Annotated in this window: 17 protein-coding genes; 16 read left to right on the forward strand and 1 reads right to left on the reverse strand. The window is 61.1% G+C overall.

The features are described from left to right. The 9 genes from AC5YUO_RS15665 to AC5YUO_RS15705 all read left to right on the forward strand — a co-directional run bounded on the left by AC5YUO_RS15665 (position 1) and on the right by AC5YUO_RS15705 (position 6,115). Positions 1-990 (forward strand): ABC transporter permease, encoded by a 990-nt coding sequence (locus AC5YUO_RS15665; protein ID WP_496155871.1) that lies wholly within the window; start codon positions 1-3, stop codon positions 988-990. After that, positions 987-1,817, forward strand: coding sequence for an ABC transporter permease (locus tag AC5YUO_RS15670; RefSeq protein ID WP_496155872.1), 831 nt, complete (start codon positions 987-989; stop codon positions 1,815-1,817). Before AC5YUO_RS15665 ends, AC5YUO_RS15670 begins: the two co-directional genes overlap by 4 nt. Then, positions 1,814-2,617, forward strand: coding sequence for an ABC transporter ATP-binding protein (locus AC5YUO_RS15675; protein WP_496155873.1), 804 nt, complete (start codon positions 1,814-1,816; stop codon positions 2,615-2,617). The genes AC5YUO_RS15670 and AC5YUO_RS15675 overlap by 4 nt, the downstream gene beginning before the upstream one ends. Then, the gene (locus tag AC5YUO_RS15680; RefSeq protein ID WP_496155874.1) at positions 2,614-3,393 is read left to right on the forward strand and encodes an ABC transporter ATP-binding protein; all 780 of its coding nucleotides are present in this window, start codon (positions 2,614-2,616) and stop codon (positions 3,391-3,393) included. The genes AC5YUO_RS15675 and AC5YUO_RS15680 overlap by 4 nt, the downstream gene beginning before the upstream one ends. Before the next feature lie 10 nt (positions 3,394-3,403). Further along, entirely contained in the window at positions 3,404-4,522 is a 1,119-nt protein-coding gene (locus AC5YUO_RS15685) for a pyridoxal-phosphate-dependent aminotransferase family protein (protein WP_496155875.1), read from the forward strand. A gap of 158 nt (positions 4,523-4,680) precedes the next feature. Next, entirely contained in the window at positions 4,681-4,875 is a 195-nt protein-coding gene (locus AC5YUO_RS15690; RefSeq protein WP_400812648.1) for a hypothetical protein, read from the forward strand. 66 nt (positions 4,876-4,941) lie between these two features. Then, on the forward strand, positions 4,942-5,430 hold the full coding sequence (locus AC5YUO_RS15695) for a helix-turn-helix domain-containing protein (RefSeq protein ID WP_400812649.1): 489 nt from the start codon (positions 4,942-4,944) through the stop codon (positions 5,428-5,430). A 14-nt stretch (positions 5,431-5,444) separates the two neighbouring features. Then, positions 5,445-5,849, forward strand: coding sequence for a VOC family protein (locus AC5YUO_RS15700; RefSeq protein WP_496155876.1), 405 nt, complete (start codon positions 5,445-5,447; stop codon positions 5,847-5,849). Positions 5,850-5,905: 56 nt separating this feature from the next. Beyond that, positions 5,906-6,115: a hypothetical protein gene (locus AC5YUO_RS15705; protein WP_496156563.1), complete on the forward strand. Its 210-nt coding sequence runs from the start codon at positions 5,906-5,908 to the stop codon at positions 6,113-6,115. Positions 6,116-6,266: 151 nt separating this feature from the next. Here AC5YUO_RS15705 and AC5YUO_RS15710 read toward each other — a convergent pair whose 3' ends face one another. Then, entirely contained in the window at positions 6,267-8,087 is a 1,821-nt protein-coding gene (locus AC5YUO_RS15710; protein ID WP_137004630.1) for an IlvD/Edd family dehydratase, read from the reverse strand. A gap of 522 nt (positions 8,088-8,609) precedes the next feature. Here AC5YUO_RS15710 and ytfQ point away from each other — a divergent pair. The 7 genes from ytfQ (at position 8,610) to AC5YUO_RS15745 (ending at position 16,050) form a co-directional block, all read left to right on the forward strand. After that, on the forward strand, positions 8,610-9,569 hold the full coding sequence (gene ytfQ / locus AC5YUO_RS15715; RefSeq protein ID WP_496155877.1) for a galactofuranose ABC transporter, galactofuranose-binding protein YtfQ: 960 nt from the start codon (positions 8,610-8,612) through the stop codon (positions 9,567-9,569). Between the two features lie 288 nt (positions 9,570-9,857). Next, positions 9,858-11,381: a sugar ABC transporter ATP-binding protein gene (locus AC5YUO_RS15720; RefSeq protein ID WP_496155878.1), complete on the forward strand. Its 1,524-nt coding sequence runs from the start codon at positions 9,858-9,860 to the stop codon at positions 11,379-11,381. After that, a complete protein-coding gene (locus tag AC5YUO_RS15725; protein WP_225246596.1) occupies positions 11,381-12,424 on the forward strand; it encodes an ABC transporter permease in 1,044 nt (347 codons plus the stop codon). The genes AC5YUO_RS15720 and AC5YUO_RS15725 overlap by 1 nt, the downstream gene beginning before the upstream one ends. Further along, positions 12,421-13,401 (forward strand): galactofuranose ABC transporter, permease protein YjfF, encoded by a 981-nt coding sequence (yjfF, locus tag AC5YUO_RS15730; RefSeq protein WP_496155879.1) that lies wholly within the window; start codon positions 12,421-12,423, stop codon positions 13,399-13,401. The genes AC5YUO_RS15725 and yjfF overlap by 4 nt, the downstream gene beginning before the upstream one ends. Positions 13,402-13,419: 18 nt before the next feature. Further along, the gene (locus AC5YUO_RS15735; protein WP_400812655.1) at positions 13,420-14,154 is read left to right on the forward strand and encodes a FadR/GntR family transcriptional regulator; all 735 of its coding nucleotides are present in this window, start codon (positions 13,420-13,422) and stop codon (positions 14,152-14,154) included. Between the two features lie 241 nt (positions 14,155-14,395). Continuing rightward, on the forward strand, positions 14,396-15,334 hold the full coding sequence (locus tag AC5YUO_RS15740; protein ID WP_496155880.1) for an AraC family transcriptional regulator: 939 nt from the start codon (positions 14,396-14,398) through the stop codon (positions 15,332-15,334). 77 nt (positions 15,335-15,411) lie between these two features. Next, entirely contained in the window at positions 15,412-16,050 is a 639-nt protein-coding gene (locus AC5YUO_RS15745; protein ID WP_496155881.1) for a class I SAM-dependent methyltransferase, read from the forward strand. The last annotated feature ends 11 nt before the right edge of the window (positions 16,051-16,061 follow it).

Consider the following 16,061-nt stretch of genomic DNA (forward strand, 5'->3'; position numbering starts at 1 on the left):
GTGAAACGTGCAGCGATATTGCTGAAGCGAAGGGCAGTCAGCGCCATTCCGGTCCTGCTGATTGTTCTCATTTTCACCTTCGTGCTGCTTGAAAATGCATCCGGAGACGCGGTGGACGCCTATCTCGTCTCCATCGGCGGCGGCGATGCCGGGCTCAGGGATGTATTGCGTGAGCAATATGGCCTGAACGGTTCGATGCTGGCCCGTTTCTGGCTCTATGCCAGCTCGGTGCTGCGGCTCGATCTCGGCTGGTCGCTTGCCTTCGATCGGCCGGTGCTGGGGCTGATACTCGAGCGGCTGCCGAACACGCTTCTCCTGATGGGCAGCGCCACCGCACTCGCCTTCATCCTCGGCACCGGGCTTGGCATCGTGGCCGGTGCGCGCCCCGGCGGGTTGACGGATCGCGTGCTTTCAACGCTTTCGCTGGCGCTTTACGCCACGCCCGGCTTCTGGCTCGGCCTCGTGCTGGCCATCGTTTTCGCCGTTCAACTCAAATGGCTGCCCACCTCAGGCATCGAAACCATCGCCTCCGGCAAGCAGGGATTTGCAAGGGCGCTCGATATTGCCCGCCATCTCGTGTTGCCGGTCGCCAGTCTCGGTCTCATTTATCTCGCGCTGTTCCTGCGCGTCATGCGCACCGCCATGGCTGCGGTCTGGCCGCTGGATTTCGTGCTTTTTGCTCGATCCAAGGGGCTCTCCAGGAGACGAATCGTGCTGCGCCATGTCGCGCGCAATGCCGCTCTTCCGCTCGTCACCGTGCTTGGCCTGCAGGCCGCGACCATGCTCGGCGGCAGCGTGGTGATCGAAAGCGTCTTCGCCATTCCCGGTTTCGGCCGGCTGGCGCAGGAGGCGGTCAGCGGCCGCGACACGCCGCTTTTGATGGGCATTATTCTGACAAGCGCCGTTTTCGTCATCCTCGTCAATCTCGCCGTCGATCTTCTCTATGCCGTTCTCGATCCACGCATCGGCAGCGGGGAGCGACAGGCATGAGTTTCGCTCTCCGGCTGCTGCGCAGTTTCGAAGGCGCCACGGGCGCCATCATTCTGGTACTGCTTGCCATGACGGCGCTCGCCGCACCCCTCCTCTTTCCGGGCGATCCGCTGGCCATCGTCGGCGAACCGCTGATCGCACCCTTTACGGATGCCGCCCTGCCGCTCGGCACCGACCGGCTGGGCCGCAATGTGCTGGCCGAGCTTGCCCACGGCGCGCAGGCCTCCCTGCTCGTCGGCATGGGTGCTGCCGCCGCCGCGCTGGTTGTCGGCACCGTTATCGGCACGATCGCCGGTTTTGCCGGCGGTCTGGTGGACGAAGCGTTGATGCGCGTCACCGACGCCTTCCAGATCGTGCCGAATTTCCTGCTCGCGCTCGCCTTCGTCAGCACCATCGGCCCCTCCATGCCGACAGTCATTGTCGCCATTGCACTTGGCGCCTGGGCGGATCCGGCGCGGCTGATGCGGGCGCAGGTGTTGAGCATACGCGAGCGCGACTATGTGCAATCCGCCCGCGCCATCGGCATGCACCCGCTGGAGATCGCTTTCCGGCAAATATTGCCCAATGCCCTGCCGCCGGTTCTGGCGCTCGCCGCCATCATCGTCGCCGCCGCCATCCTCACCGAGGCGGCCCTGTCCTTCCTCGGGCTCGGCGATCCGAATATCGTCACCTGGGGCTCGATGATCGCCGAAGGACGCAACGTCCTGCGCTCGGCCGCGTTCCTGTCCGTCATCCCCGGCATCGGCCTTCTGGTCACGGTTCTCGGCGTTTATCTTCTCGGCGAAGGCATCAACAGGGCGATGGCGACGAGGAGGCAAGTGCCATGAGCGGGAATGCGCTGTGCCGGATCGATGACTTCAGCGTTTCTTATGCGGCCGGCGATGCGCCGGCATTGCAGAATGTTTCGCTGACGATCCGGCAAGGGCAGAGGCTGGCGATCATCGGCGAAAGCGGTTCGGGAAAATCCACGCTCGGCAAAGCCATTGCCGGGCTTCTGCCCGAAAATGCGCGAATTTCCGGCGATATTTCCTGGAGCCGCGATAGCGGCCTGTTTCACGGCAGGCCGCAGCCCGGGCGCGATATCGGCACGATCTTTCAGGATACCGGTGCGACACTCAACCCGGTTCTCACCATCGGAGAACAGGTGGCGGAAGGCGCCGTGCGGCATCTTAGCCTGTCATGGCGGCAGGCGCGCAATCTTGCCCGCGACCTTCTGGAACGGGTGCGACTGCCGCATCCTTCCCATCTGCTTGCCGCCTATCCGCATCAGCTTTCCGGCGGCCAGAGGCAGCGCGTGACGATTGCAACCGCCATCGCCGCCGGCCCGTCGATCCTGATTGCCGACGAGGCCACGAGCGCACTCGATACCGTCAGTCAGGCCGCCATCGCCACGCTGCTGGACGATCTGGTGCGCCAGGAAAACAAAACGCTGGTCTTCATCACCCATGATATCGGCCTTGCCTCCAGCCTTGCCGACGAGATCGTGGTTCTGCGCGCCGGGCGGCTGGTGGAACAGGGGCCGATCCGGCGGGTGCTTTCCACACCTGCCCATGACTATACGCGGGCCTTGCTTGCCGACTATCTCGATCTCTCCACCCCGCCGCTCATCGGTGAGGCCGCATCATGAACGAAGCCCTTCTGAGCGTCGACGGCCTGTCGAAGACCTATCGCACCGGTGCACGTACGGTAGTGGCGCTTTCCGACATCTCCTTTTCGCTTCAGCCCGGCGAGACGCTGGGGCTTGCCGGCCCCTCCGGCTGCGGAAAATCGACGCTCGCGCGCATTCTGATGCGGCTGATCCCGGCCGACGAAGGCATGATCCATTTCAAAAGCCATGATTGGCTGGCCCTTGACGGCGGCAGGCTTCGCGCCGCCCGCCGGCATATGCAGATGGTGTTTCAGGATACCCATGGCGCATTCAATCCGCGCGCCAGCGTCGAAGATGCCATCGGTGAGCCCTTGCGCATCCATCATATCGTCGAAAGACGCGAGCGCGCGGCGGAAATACGCCGCCTTCTCGACCGCGTGGGGCTGCCCGTCAGCTATGCCGGCCGCTCTGTCTTCGAGCTTTCCGGTGGCCAAAGACAGCGTGTCGCGATCGCGCGGGCCATTGCGCTCCGGCCCTCACTTCTCATTCTGGACGAAGCCGTCTCCGCGCTCGATGTTTCGGTTCGCCGGCAAATCCTCGAACTGCTGGTGGAAATACAGCGGGAAACGGCGGTTTCCTGTATTTTCGTCTCCCATGATCTCGCGGTCATCCGCGCCCTCTGCCACCGCGTCGCCATCATGGAAACGGGGCGGATCGTTGAAATCGGCAGGACGGGAGGCATTATCTCGGCGCCGCAATCCTCGACCGCCAGAACGCTGATCGACGCCGCACCGCGCCTGACCATTACCACCTAAGGACAAAGACATGCCCGTTCCGGATTACGCATTGCTGCTCGACCCACCCGCTTTTCCCGCGGAGCGTTACGCCACTCTGGCTGACCGGCTGGCAGCCTTGATGGGCACAAAAAACGACGTCCTGCTCATACAGGCGGAAGCCGTGCTGGCGCTCGAAGCGGCGGCAACCAGCCTTGCCCGACCGGGTCTGAGGGCGCTCAACATCGTCACCAGCCCCTATGGCGCATGGTTTGGCGGCTGGCTTGCGAGAGGTGGCGCCACGGTGCGCAACCTGGCCGCCAGCCCGGCAAGGCCGGTCACGCTGGAGGCGGTGGAGCGGGCGCTGGACGAGGGGCAGGATTTCGATCTTCTCGCCATCGTCCATGCGGAATCGGCAAGCGGTATTCTCAACCCCCTGCCCGCCATAGCCGCGCTCGCTTCAAAAAGGGGCGTCGTGACCCTCGTCGATGCCGTCGCGTCCATCGGTGGACATGCCTTCGAAGTCGACCGGCTGGGCATCGATATCGCCGTCATCGGCCCGCAAAAGGCGTTGGCCGGCCCGGCCGGTGTTTCCGCCATTTCCGTCAGCGAAAAAGCGTGGGCGCTTCTTTCGCATGCGGGTGCACCTGACAATTCCATGCTCTCGCTTCTAGACCAGAAGAAACTCTGGCTCGATGCCGGCCGCGGCGCGCTGCCCGGAACGCCGGCTCCGCTGGAATTCTACGCGCTGGAAGCGGCCCTCGAACGGATTGAGGCAGAAGGTCTGGCATCCGCCAATGAACGCCACGAAAGAGCGGCGGCCGCCACCCGAAACGGCATCAGGGCGCTCGGTATTCCAACCTGGGTGGAGGAGGCACACGCCTCCGCCCTCGTTTCCACGGCGATCCTGCCGGATACCGTGGAAGCCAAGGCGTTTCTCGCGGCTGCGTCCCAAAAGCATGACGCGGATATTTCCGCCGGTGTCGGCCCCGGTGCGGAACGGCTGATAAGGCTCAATCACACCGGTCGGAGGGCGCATCCAGAGGCGGTGAAAGCCAATATCGCGGCCTTCTCCAGCGCCTTGAAAAGCCTCGGCCATGCCTCGGACACCGATTCCGCGCTGGAAGCGACCGAAAAAACCTATTCTGACGCCCCTGCGAATGGCGTTTGAAGGCGCAGATAAACATTCATTGCGCCAAATCCGGCAGCGGTAAAATGTCAGTCACGACATTGTTGTTAAAAATGGTAGACAAATTCCTCGGCCAATCTTGACGAAATCATGGCAACGCGCGAAACTTAACACACCGTTAACTCGCGTGAAGAAGGGAAATGGCCATGGTAGCAGGGTTCAACATGCTCTCCTTTGACCTCTTTGGCATCGGCCGAAGGATGCCCGTCGTCAATGAGCGGGTGGAGACCGAATTTCAGGACAAAACACCGCGCAGACCCGATGACGAATCGCAGGGTGACGACCGCGATCAGGAATATGAACTGTTCTTCTGGTCGCTTTACCCGGTGATCTGAGCCACTCATAGCGGCTTACAGGCATGAGCCTTGCCAAGGACCGCCGGTTCATTCAATGATTGCCGCATGCGCCGGTCCGGAAACGAAAAGAACTCTGCAAACAGAGACTTGAAACTGCTGCGTCGCCTTCTGCGGGCCAAGGATCATATGGACGCGGCGCCCCATGAGGCGTGGCCTGTTTCACGCCTTGCAAGCGTCAGCGGCGCCTCGCAGGCGCACTTCGCGAGATCGTTTCGCGATGCTTTCGGCATACCCCCTCACCGCTATCTGCTGACCCGCCGGGTGGAGCGCGCCGTGGCGCTGTTGCGTGACACGGACCTTCCGGTCATCGAGATCGCGCTGCAAACCGGCTGGAATAGCATCGGCACCTTCGGCCGTGTTTTCCGGGATGTGACCGGGGAAAACCCGAGTGAATTGCGGCGCAGGACGCGGCTTTTGCCTGCCGACCTTGAGCAGGTTCCCCATTGTTTCGTCAGCGCCGCGCATCGTCCCCATCTCACAATCGCAGTTTCGGAGAAGCGCCGGCGAACGGAAAGCGATAGGCACGGTGAGTGAAAGGGAGATAGCTCATGAAAAACGGTATTCAACTTGTCGGCCTTTATGTTCATGACCAGGATGAAGCGCTGCAATTTTATGTCGAAAAACTCGGATTTCGTCTGCATACGGACGCGCGCAACGGCGATTATCGCTGGTTGACCGTTCAGCACCCGGACCAGCCGGATTTCCAGCTGGGCCTGTTCCGGCCGCAGGCGCCGACCGTTGACGAGACGACGGCGCAGGATCTGAATGAAGCCGTGGCCAAGGGCGCCATGCCGCCACTGGTTCTGGTGGTCGAGGATTGCCAGAAAGCCTTTGATACCATGCACAAACGCGGCGTCGAATTCACCCAGGAACCAATCGCCCGCTATGGATCAGTGGATGCGAGTTTCCGCGACCCTTCCGGCAATGGCTGGAAGCTCGTTCAGGCCCGTTGAGGCACCCATGTGTCACATTCCATCATGGATGCTTTTTCTCGGAGGCGACTTTGATCTTGCAAAAATGGATAAGACAGGGCCATCGGTGGCTGGGCATTCTGCTGACCGGCACCATTCTGGCGAACTTCGCTTCGATGGCATTCGGCCCGACACCACCGGTGATCGTTTATGCTCCGCTGCTGCCGCTGACTTTGCTTATCGGCAGCGGGCTGTACATGTTCTTCCTGCCTTATCTGGGAAAGCCGCTCTCTCACTCGAAGGAGTAGGCAGGCGGGCGACGAGGCACTGTATGTCTCACACATCAGGAACATTCCTGCAGTTTTGAAGACCGGCGCTTCATCGAATATCCAAAAATGTTTCAGCCCCGGGTTTTAGCCCGGGGCTGATTAAAAAGCGGTCGGCAAAAACCGCCTTGCCTCAGTGGTTGTCGCGCGGCAGGCCCTTGGTCTGGGCGATGCGCTGATATTTCACGGCCGGCTCCAGAACCGCACCGGTTTCCATCTGGCTGACGATACCGCGCTGGATTTCCTGCCATGGCGTCTGGTGGTCCGGGAACTTGTAACCGCCTTCGGCGGAAAGCGCCTCGTAACGCTTGGCCAGTTCCTCACCTGATATCAGGATATCCGCCTTGCCGCGGCCCACATCGATACGGACGCGGTCACCCGTCTGCAGGATGGCGAGGCCGCCGCCGGCCGCCGCTTCCGGCGAGGCATTGAGGATGGAGGGGCTGCCCGACGTGCCGGACTGACGGCCATCGCCGATGCAGGGCAGCGAATTGACGCCTTCCTTCAAGAGATAATCCGGTGCGCGCATGTTCACCACTTCCGCCGCACCCGGATAACCGATCGGACCGGCACCGCGCATGAACAGGATGGTGTTGGCGTCGATCTTCAGCGACGGATCGTCGATGCGGTGATGGTAATCTTCCGGACCGTCGAACACCACGGCGCGGCCTTCGAAGGCTTCCGGATCGTTCGGGTTGGAAAGGTAACGGTTGCGGAATTCTTCCGAGATCACGCTGGTCTTCATGATGGCGGAGGAGAACAGATTGCCGCGCAGCACGCGGAAGCCGGCGCGTTCCTTGAGCGGCTGCTCATAGGGACGGATGACCTTTTCGTCCTCGATAATCGCGCCACGGCAGTTGTCGCCGATGGTCTTGCCATTGACGGTCATGGCGTCTTCCATGATCAGTCCCTGGTTCATCAGCTGGTTGACGACGGCGGGAACGCCGCCGGCATGGTAATAATCCTCGCCGAGATATTCGCCGGCCGGCTGCAGGTTGACGAGCAGCGGCACGTCTTCGCCATAGGTCTGCCAGTCATCCACGGTCAGCTCGACGCCGACATGACGTGCGAGACCATTGAGGTGGATCGGCGCATTGGTGGAACCGCCGATGGCGGAATTGACGCGGATGGCGTTGATGAAGGCATCCTTGGTCATGATATCTGATGGTTTCAGGTCTTCCTTCACCATCTCGACGATGCGCAGACCGGTGAGATAGGAGACTTCCTGACGATCACGGTAAGGGGCCGGGATGGCGGCGGAGCCGGGAAGCTGCATGCCGAGCGCTTCGGCGAGCGAGTTCATCGTCGTTGCCGTGCCCATGGTGTTGCAATAGCCGGTGGACGGGGCAGACGAAGCGACAAGCTTGACGAAGCCCTGATAGTCGATCTCGCCCTTCGCCAGCAGTTCGCGCGCCTTCCAGACGATGGTGCCGGAGCCGGTGCGTTCACCACGGAACCAGCCGTTCAGCATGGGGCCGACGGAAAGGGCGATGGCCGGAATGTTGACGGTGGCCGCCGCCATAAGACAGGCAGGCGTGGTCTTGTCGCAGCCGATGGTCAGCACGACGCCGTCGAGCGGATAGCCATAAAGCACTTCCACGAGGCCGAGGTAAGCAAGGTTACGGTCGAGGCCGGCCGTCGGGCGCTTGCCGGTTTCCTGGATCGGATGGACCGGGAATTCGATGGCGATACCGCCCGCTTCACGGATACCTTCGCGCAGGCGGTTTGCCAGTTCCAGGTGGTGGCGGTTGCAGGGCGAAAGGTCCGAGCCGGTCTGCGCAATGCCAATGATCGGGCGGTCGGACTGAAGCTCGGCCTGGCTCAGGCCGAAGTTCATGTAACGCTCGAGATAAAGTGCCGTCATATCCGCGTTGGCGGGATTGTCGAACCACGCGCGCGAGCGAAGCTTGCCTCCCTTGCCTTGGGTTGCGGGCAGATTGTCGGATGTAGTCATGATGCGGGTCTCCAGCCGGAAGTGGCCAACGGTAAAATATTACGAAATGCGACAAGCTTATGTTGTGCGCAAGGAAAATGGAATCAGCTTTCGGAGATCACGCATAACCGACAGAGCAGCCCCAGACGAGTGATTTGGCGCTGTTCTTCGGCTTTAGCCGAATATTTTTCGGCATTTACGACGATACCGGTGTCGCGCAACGGCCTCTTCCTCCCTGCCTTGCCGGAATGCGGCTAGCCCGATGGCCCAGCACTCCGCCTCAGTTTGATCCCTTTATTTGTATTACTATTTGATGCCATCATTGTCTGTCAAGCCGCGTCACAGGTCATTTTCGACGTTCCTAGACAGGGAGAGAGTGAGATTAATTTTCGCTTAACTTGTTGATTAATTGTATTTTATGATGAAATTTCGCCGTCACTCGCGAAAGCCAAATTGCGAAAAGGCTAAAAAACCACTTTTCAAGAGTATTACTATATGCTCATAGTGTCGCCGTCACGCTGACATCATCTCTGGGAGGATAAGATGAGAAAAGCTCTTGCGGCATTCACTGTCGCCGTTTCCGCATGCCTTGCATCCAGTGTTTCCGCACAATCGCTTACCGTCGGCTTCTCGCAGATCGGTTCGGAATCCGGCTGGCGCGCGGCTGAAACCACCGTCACCAAGCAGCAGGCGGAGAAGCGCGGCGTCACGCTGAAATTCGCCGACGCGCAGCAGAAACAGGAAAACCAGATCAAGGCCGTTCGCGGCTTCATCGCGCAGGGTGTCGATGCGATCCTGATCGCGCCTGTTGTCGCCACCGGCTGGGACGCGGTGCTGAAGGAAGCCAAGGAAGAAAAAATCCCTGTCATCCTGCTCGACCGCCAGATCGAGGCACCGGACGATCTTTACCTGACCGCCGTAACCTCCGATCAGGTTCATGAAGGCAAGGTGGCCGGCGACTGGCTGGTCAAGGATGTCGGCTCCAAGGATTGCAAGGTGGTGGAATTGCAGGGCACGACCGGTTCTTCGCCCGCCATCAACCGCAAGAAGGGCTTCGAAGAAGCGATTGCCTCGCACAAGAACATCAAGATCGCGCGCTCGCAGACGGGTGACTTCACCCGCACCAAGGGCAAGGAAGTGATGGAAAGCTTCATCAAGGCCGAGGGCGGCGGCAAGGATATCTGTGCGGTCTATGCCCATAATGACGACATGGCCGTCGGCGCGATCCAGGCGATCAAGGAAGCCGGCCTGAAACCCGGAACCGATATCAAGGTCGTTTCCATCGATGCCGTGCCTGACATCTTCAAGGCCATGGCGGCCGGTGAAGCCAACGCCACCGTTGAACTGACGCCTGATATGGCAGGCCCGGCCTTCGATGCGCTTGAAGCCTATCTGAAGGACAAGAAAGAGCCACCGAAGTGGATTCAGACCGAATCCAAGCTTTATACGGCATCCGATGATCCGATGAAGGTCTACGAGGCGAAGAAGGGCCTGGGGTACTGAGCCATTTCTTCCGAGGAACGGCGCATTGGTTTGCGCCGTTTCTTTCGGTCGGAATGATTGCTGATGGAGCGAGCGGGTGCCGCCTGCTTCTTCTCCCCGCCGGGGAGAAGGTCGCGGCAGCGGGATGAGGGGGCTAGGGTAGAGATATTCGGCAACGTTACCCCCTCATCCGACCCTTCGGGCCACCTTCTCCCCGGCGGGGAGAAGAAACAAGCGGCAACCGCCCGCTCCATAAGCAATCAATCTGAATCTTCTGATGCGAGACCCATTTCGATACGGAACTGCTCAATGTCCGAAACGGCACCACTTCTGGAAGCACGCGCCATCGGCAAATCCTTTCTCGGGATAACGGCGCTCGATGGCGTCGATTTTTCGCTGCGGCGCGGTGAAATCCACGCGCTGCTGGGCGAAAACGGCGCGGGCAAATCCACGCTGATCAAGATCCTGACCGGGGTTTACCACCGCGACAGCGGTTCGATCTTTCTAGAGGGTAGCGAGATTTCACCCACCAATGTCGGCGAGGCGCAGGCGCTTGGTATCGGCACGGTCTATCAGGAAGTGAACCTTCTCGAAAACCTGACGGTTGCCGAAAACCTGTTTCTCGGCCGCCAGCCGCGTTGCTTCGGGCTGATCGACCGCAGCACGATGCAGAAGAATTCGCAGGCGCTGCTTGCCCAATACGGGCTGTCCATCGACGTCAATGCGCTGCTTTCCAGCTATTCCGTGGCCATACGCCAGATCATCGCCATTGCCCGCGCCGTCGATCTTTCCGGCAAGGTGCTGGTGCTGGACGAGCCGACCGCCAGCCTCGACGCCCATGAGGTCGAGATGCTGTTCGGCGTCTTGAGAAACCTGCGCGCACGCGGCATCGGCATCGTCATCATCACCCACTTCCTCAATCAGGTCTATGATATCGCCGACCGGGTGACGGTGCTGCGCAACGGTCGCCTCGTCGGCACCCGCGATATCGGCAGCCTGCCCCGTTCCGAACTGATCTCGATGATGCTCGGCCGCGAGCTTCAGCACATCACCCATGAACATCAGGCGACCGAAGATACGGTTGCCGAGGGCGAGCCGCCGATCCGTTTCGAAGGTTATGGCAAACGCGGCAGCATCGCCCCCTTCGATCTCGGCATCCGCCCCGGCGAAATCGTCGGTGTCGCCGGGCTGCTCGGTTCGGGCCGGACGGAAACAGCCTTCCTGCTGTTCGGCATCGACCGGCCGGATACCGGAAAGGCTGTCATAGACGGCCAGACGGTGGCGATTTCTTCGCCGGAAGCCGCCATTACCGCCGGTTTCGGTTTCTGTCCGGAAGAGCGCAAGACCGATGGCATCATCGGCGACTTCTCCGTCACCGATAATATCGCGCTGGCGCTTCAGGCCCGGCAGGGCTGGGCGCGGCCGCTGTCGCGTCGGCAGAAAGCGGAACTGGCCGAAAGCTTCATCAAGTCGCTCGATATCCGCCCGGCCGACCCCAACCGGCCGATCAAATTCCTGTCCGGCGGCAACCAGCAGAAGGCCATTCTGGCGCGCTGGCTCGCCACCCACCCCCGGCTGCTGATCCTCGACGAGCCGACACGCGGCATCGATATCGGCGCGCATGCGGAAATCCTGAAAATGATCGAAAAACTCTGCAGCGAAGGCATGTCGCTCGTCGTCATCTCTTCGGAACTGGAAGAACTCACCGCCGTCGCACACCGTGTCGTCGTGCTTTCCGACCGCCGTCATGTCAGCGAGTTGAAGGGCGGTGACGTGACCGCCGACAACATCATGCGGGCGATTGCCGACGCGGCAAAAACGGAGGCGGCATGATGGCAGCAGTGACACGACGCCTGAAAAGGCTTGCTCCGCAGCTTGCCGCGCTCTTCATCATTCTGGCAGCGATAACAATCCTTTCGCCGGGTTTCCTGCATGTCTCGTTCCAGAACGGCAGGCTCTATGGCAGTCTGGTGGATATTCTGGTGCGTGCCGCACCGGTCGCGCTTTTGACCATCGGCATGACGCTGGTCATCGCCACCAAGGGCATCGACCTTTCCATTGGCGCCGTCATCGCCATCTGCGGCGCGGTCGCGGCCACGCTCATCAGTAATGGCCATTCCATTCCCTCGGTCATCGTCATCTCGCTTGCGGTGGGCATTGCCTGCGGGTTGTGGAACGGCGTGCTGGTCGCCCTTCTCGACATACAGCCGATCATCGCCACGCTGATCCTGATGGTGGCGGGTCGCGGCATCGCCCAGCTTATTACCGAAGGCGTCATCCTCACCTTCAACAATGACAGCTTTTCAGCCATCGGTTCCGGCTCGTTCGCAGGCATTCCGCTGCCGGTCATCATCTGGGTTGCGGCGGCACTGTTGATCGGCCTTCTGGTGCGCAAGAGCGCGCTCGGTTTCCTGATCGAGGCGACCGGCATCAACCGCCGTGCGGCAGCGCTTGCCGGGGTCAGGGCGCGCTTCCTCTTGTTTTTCGTCTATGCCGTTTCCGGCCTCTGCGCGGCCATCGCCGGCATGATCGTCACCGCCGATATTCGTGGCGCGGATGCCAATAATGCCGGTCTGTGGCTGGAACTGGACGCGATCCTTGCGGTGGTCATCGGCGGTACATCGCTGAATGGCGGGCGCTTTTCCATCACCGCCTCGCTGATCGGCGCGCTGATCATCCAGACCATCAATACCGGCATTCTCGTCTCGGGCTTCCCGCCGGAATTCAACCTCATCATCAAGGCCGGCATCATCATGGTGGTGCTGACGCTGCAATCGCCGGCGATCATGGCCGTCCTCGGTTTCGTGAAAGCGCCGAAGCCGCACGTCAAACCGGCGGCCACCAATGGCATGACCAAGGAAGGAACCGCGCGATGATCCACAGCCGCAACCTGCCCTTCCTCACCACGCTGACGATCTTCGTAATCGCTTACCTCCTCTGCGTGCTGCAATATCCGGCTATCTTTTCCACACGGGTGATCGGCAATCTTCTGACCGACAATGCCTTTCTCGGCATTGCGGCTGTCGGAATGACCTTCGTCATCCTGTCGGGCGGCATCGATCTCTCCATCGGTTCGGTCATCGCCTTCACCAGCGTCTTCGTGGCGGTGATGGTCGGCACCTATAACGTCCATCCACTGCTGGCCTTCGCCATCGTGCTGGCAATCTCGACACTGTTCGGGTGCCTGATGGGCGCGATGATCCGCTTCCTCGCCATCCCGCCTTTCGTGGTGACGCTGGCCGGCATGTTTCTGGCGCGCGGCGCGGCTTACCTTATCTCCACCCAGTCAGTGCCGATCTCGCATCCGTTCATCGATGCGATACAGGGCTTTTATTACCGCTTCCCGGGCGGCGGCAGGCTGACGGCGCTCGCCATGCTGATGCTTCTTGTCTTTGCCGCCGGCATGCTGATCGCCAGCCGCACGCGCTTCGGCGCCAATGTCTATGCGCTGGGCGGCAACCCGCAATCGGCGGAACTGATGGGTGTGCCGATCGGGGCCACGACCATCGGCATCTATGCGCTTTCCGGTTTCCTGTCGGGCCTCGCCGGCATCGTCTATACGCTCTACACCTCGTCAGGTTATTCGCTGGCGACGGTGGGCGTGGAACTCGACGCCATCGCCGCCGTCGTCATCGGCGGTACGCTTTTAACCGGCGGCACGGGGCTGGTGGCGGGCACCTTCATCGGCCTGCTGATCCAGGGGCTGATCCAGACCTACATCGTTTTTGACGGGACGCTTTCCTCCTGGTGGACGAAAATCGTCATCGGTGTGCTGCTTTTCGTCTTCATCGTGTTGCAGCGCGCAATCATCTGGTATTCAAACAGGAGACTGGCCGGGCCACACCCGGCATAACCACCAAGGGAGGCTTGCTTGGGGCTGCTCGAAACGACGATAAGCGGGCGAAAACGCCGGAACAGCCACGCCCATGTGGTCTCCGAACTCGGCAGCGCCATCGTCTCGGGCAGAATTGCGGAAGGCTCCCTGCTGCCCAATGATGCCGAACTCTCCATGCGCTTCGGCGTTTCGCGCACCGTGCTGCGCGAAACCATGAAGACGCTGGCGGCGAAGCGGCTGGTGGAACCCAAGGCCAAGGTGGGCACCCGCGTTCTCGACCGTTCGAGCTGGAACTTCTTCGATCCTGATGTGCTCGGCTGGCGCTGCGAGGCCGGCATTGATCAGGAATTCGTCACCCATCTGGCGGAGATCCGCCTGGCGCTGGAACCGGCGGCAGCGGCAGCGGCCGCCCTGCAGGCCTCCAATGACGATATCGTTTCCCTCTACGTCATCGCCGCCAAATTCGACAATCCGAAACATACGCCGGAAACCATCGCCAAGGTCGATCTCGAATTCCATCTCGCCGTAGCGCATATGTCCGGCAACCCCTTCATGCGCTCGGCAAGCGGGCTGATCGAAGCCGCGCTTGCCATTTCCTTCCAGCTCTCGTCGCCGGCCGCTTCCCCCGGCACCATTGCCGAAATCGCCTCCAACCATCTGCGCATCGTGCATGCGATTGCGGCGCGCGACGCGGATGCGGCGGTGAAGGCCATGCGCCACGTGATCGAGGTGGGCAAGGACCGGACGCAGAACGCAATCAAGTCGGTTTGAAGACACGGTAACAGGGACCAGCGGGCGCCGCTTCCTCTCTTCCCGCCGGACAGAAGATCACAGCAGCGGGTTGGGGAGGCAAGGGTGCGGTCAATCCTCGCCGCCGCAGCGGCGCGCCGGCACTTTCCCCCTCATCCCGCGTGATGAAGCTCTCCACGCTGATCGGAAGCGTGACATCTCGGCGTTTCCATGCTAGAAAATCCGTGTTTTTTGACCAAACGTCCGAATTTGCGAGAGCGCGATGAATGATGCCCTGACCGAAATGTTGCGTGGCCTGAGGCTCGATGGCGTGGAATACGGCCGCTGCCGCATGGCCACGCCCTGGGCGACGGCTTTTCCCGAACAGGAAGCGGCGCGGTTTCATTTCATCGGCGTCGGTCAGGCGAAACTGCTGAAACCTTCCGGGGAGTGGCTGACGCTGACATGCGGTGACGCCGTGCTTCTGCCCCGTGGCCATGCCCATGTGCTGGGCAGCGGCGAGGATGTTAAGCCCACCCTCTTCGACCGGTTCGGCAAAAAGGAAGTTTGCCAGGGCATTTTCGACATGCAATGCGCAAGCGCTGGCGGCGATACCATCGCCTTTACCGCCTCGATGCGTTTCAACATGGATAATCTGCACCCTCTCCTGCAACTCATGCCGGATGTGATGCTGACCAGCGATCTGGCCAAAAGCGACCCGGCCATTCCGCATCTGCTGGAAGCCATGACGCGCGAGGTGGAACTGAACCGCGTCGGCGCGGGCGGTATTCTGGCAAGGCTTGCCGATGTGCTGACGGCAACGTTGATCCGCACATGGGTGGAACATGGCTGCGGCGATTCCAGCGGCTGGCTGGCTGCGGTGCGCAATCCCGAACTCGGGCGGGTGCTGGCCGCCATCCACCTCAACCCCGAAAAGGACTGGAGCGTGGAGGAACTTGCCGCGCTGATGGGCGCTTCCCGTTCGAGTTTTGCGGAACGTTTCACCCGCGTGGTGGGTGAAAGCCCGGCCCGTTATGTGGTGCGTGTGCGCATGCATCAGGCGCGGCTGTGGCTGCGGGAAGGCATGCGCGTGACGCTGGCGGCGGAAAAGCTCGGTTATGATTCCGAAGCCTCCTTCAGCCGTGCCTTCAAGCGGGTGATCGGCGCGCCGCCCAGCCAGTTCCGCAGGAAGGATTCGGCAGGGCTGGAGAATGCGGCGTAAAGGCCTGAACCGATATGATATTGTGTAGGGACATATCCGTTTGAAGCCACGGAAGCGCCGTTCGGGGAACATCCACCATGAGCATTGCCGACGACGCCCGTTTCTGGAACCGGACTGCCCGGAAATATGCCAGGGGCAAAATTGCGGATGAGGCCGGATATGAGCGCACGCTGGAGCGAACCCGCACGCTGCTGAGAGGAAATGACAGGGTATTGGAACTGGGTTGCGGCACCGGAACAACGGCGATCCGGTTGGCGGACAGTGTCAAAGACTATCTTGCGACGGATATTTCCACCGACATGATCGCAATTGCCGAGGAAAGAAAACACACCGCCGGCTCTCTTGCCAACCTCGTTTTCAGCACTGCGACGGTGGAAACGCTTGTGCCCGGCCCCGCGCAGTTTAACGCCGTTCTGGGCTTCAACTATCTTCATCTGGTTCGTGACCTGCCCGGCACAGTGAAGCGCATTCATTCCCTGCTTGCCCCACGGGGGCTGTTCATCACCAAAACCCCTTGTGTCGGGGAAATGAACGTCCTTATCCGCCTTGTCCTGCCGGCCATGCGCGCAATCGGCATGGCGCCCTATGCCGGCGTGTTCAACGCGGTCGAGCTTGGCCGGCATATAAACGCCGGAGGTTTCGACATTCTGGCCACGGAAATCCACGCGACAAGGGGCAATGACCATCGCCCTTACATCGTGGCGCGAAAAAGGTGAGCTGCGCCGCC

The sequence above is a fragment of the Agrobacterium sp. LEGMi-208b genome, from assembly GCF_059511785.1.

Excerpts from the sequence above, each read along its gene's own strand:
- AC5YUO_RS15670 (WP_496155872.1), top strand. The coding sequence starts at position 987 with ATGAGTTTCGCTCTCCGGCTGCTGCGCAGTTTCGAAGGCGCCACGGGC.
- AC5YUO_RS15675 (WP_496155873.1), top strand. The coding sequence starts at position 1,814 with ATGAGCGGGAATGCGCTGTGCCGGATCGATGACTTCAGCGTTTCTTAT.
- AC5YUO_RS15680 (WP_496155874.1), top strand. The coding sequence starts at position 2,614 with ATGAACGAAGCCCTTCTGAGCGTCGACGGCCTGTCGAAGACCTATCGC.
- AC5YUO_RS15685 (WP_496155875.1), top strand. The coding sequence starts at position 3,404 with ATGCCCGTTCCGGATTACGCATTGCTGCTCGACCCACCCGCTTTTCCC.
- AC5YUO_RS15690 (WP_400812648.1), top strand. The coding sequence starts at position 4,681 with ATGGCCATGGTAGCAGGGTTCAACATGCTCTCCTTTGACCTCTTTGGC.
- AC5YUO_RS15695 (WP_400812649.1), top strand. The coding sequence starts at position 4,942 with ATGCGCCGGTCCGGAAACGAAAAGAACTCTGCAAACAGAGACTTGAAA.
- AC5YUO_RS15700 (WP_496155876.1), top strand. The coding sequence starts at position 5,445 with ATGAAAAACGGTATTCAACTTGTCGGCCTTTATGTTCATGACCAGGAT.
- AC5YUO_RS15710 (WP_137004630.1), bottom strand. The coding sequence starts at position 8,087 with ATGACTACATCCGACAATCTGCCCGCAACCCAAGGCAAGGGAGGCAAG.
- ytfQ (WP_496155877.1), top strand. The coding sequence starts at position 8,610 with ATGAGAAAAGCTCTTGCGGCATTCACTGTCGCCGTTTCCGCATGCCTT.
- AC5YUO_RS15720 (WP_496155878.1), top strand. The coding sequence starts at position 9,858 with ATGTCCGAAACGGCACCACTTCTGGAAGCACGCGCCATCGGCAAATCC.
- AC5YUO_RS15725 (WP_225246596.1), top strand. The coding sequence starts at position 11,381 with ATGGCAGCAGTGACACGACGCCTGAAAAGGCTTGCTCCGCAGCTTGCC.
- yjfF (WP_496155879.1), top strand. The coding sequence starts at position 12,421 with ATGATCCACAGCCGCAACCTGCCCTTCCTCACCACGCTGACGATCTTC.
- AC5YUO_RS15740 (WP_496155880.1), top strand. The coding sequence starts at position 14,396 with ATGAATGATGCCCTGACCGAAATGTTGCGTGGCCTGAGGCTCGATGGC.
- AC5YUO_RS15745 (WP_496155881.1), top strand. The coding sequence starts at position 15,412 with ATGAGCATTGCCGACGACGCCCGTTTCTGGAACCGGACTGCCCGGAAA.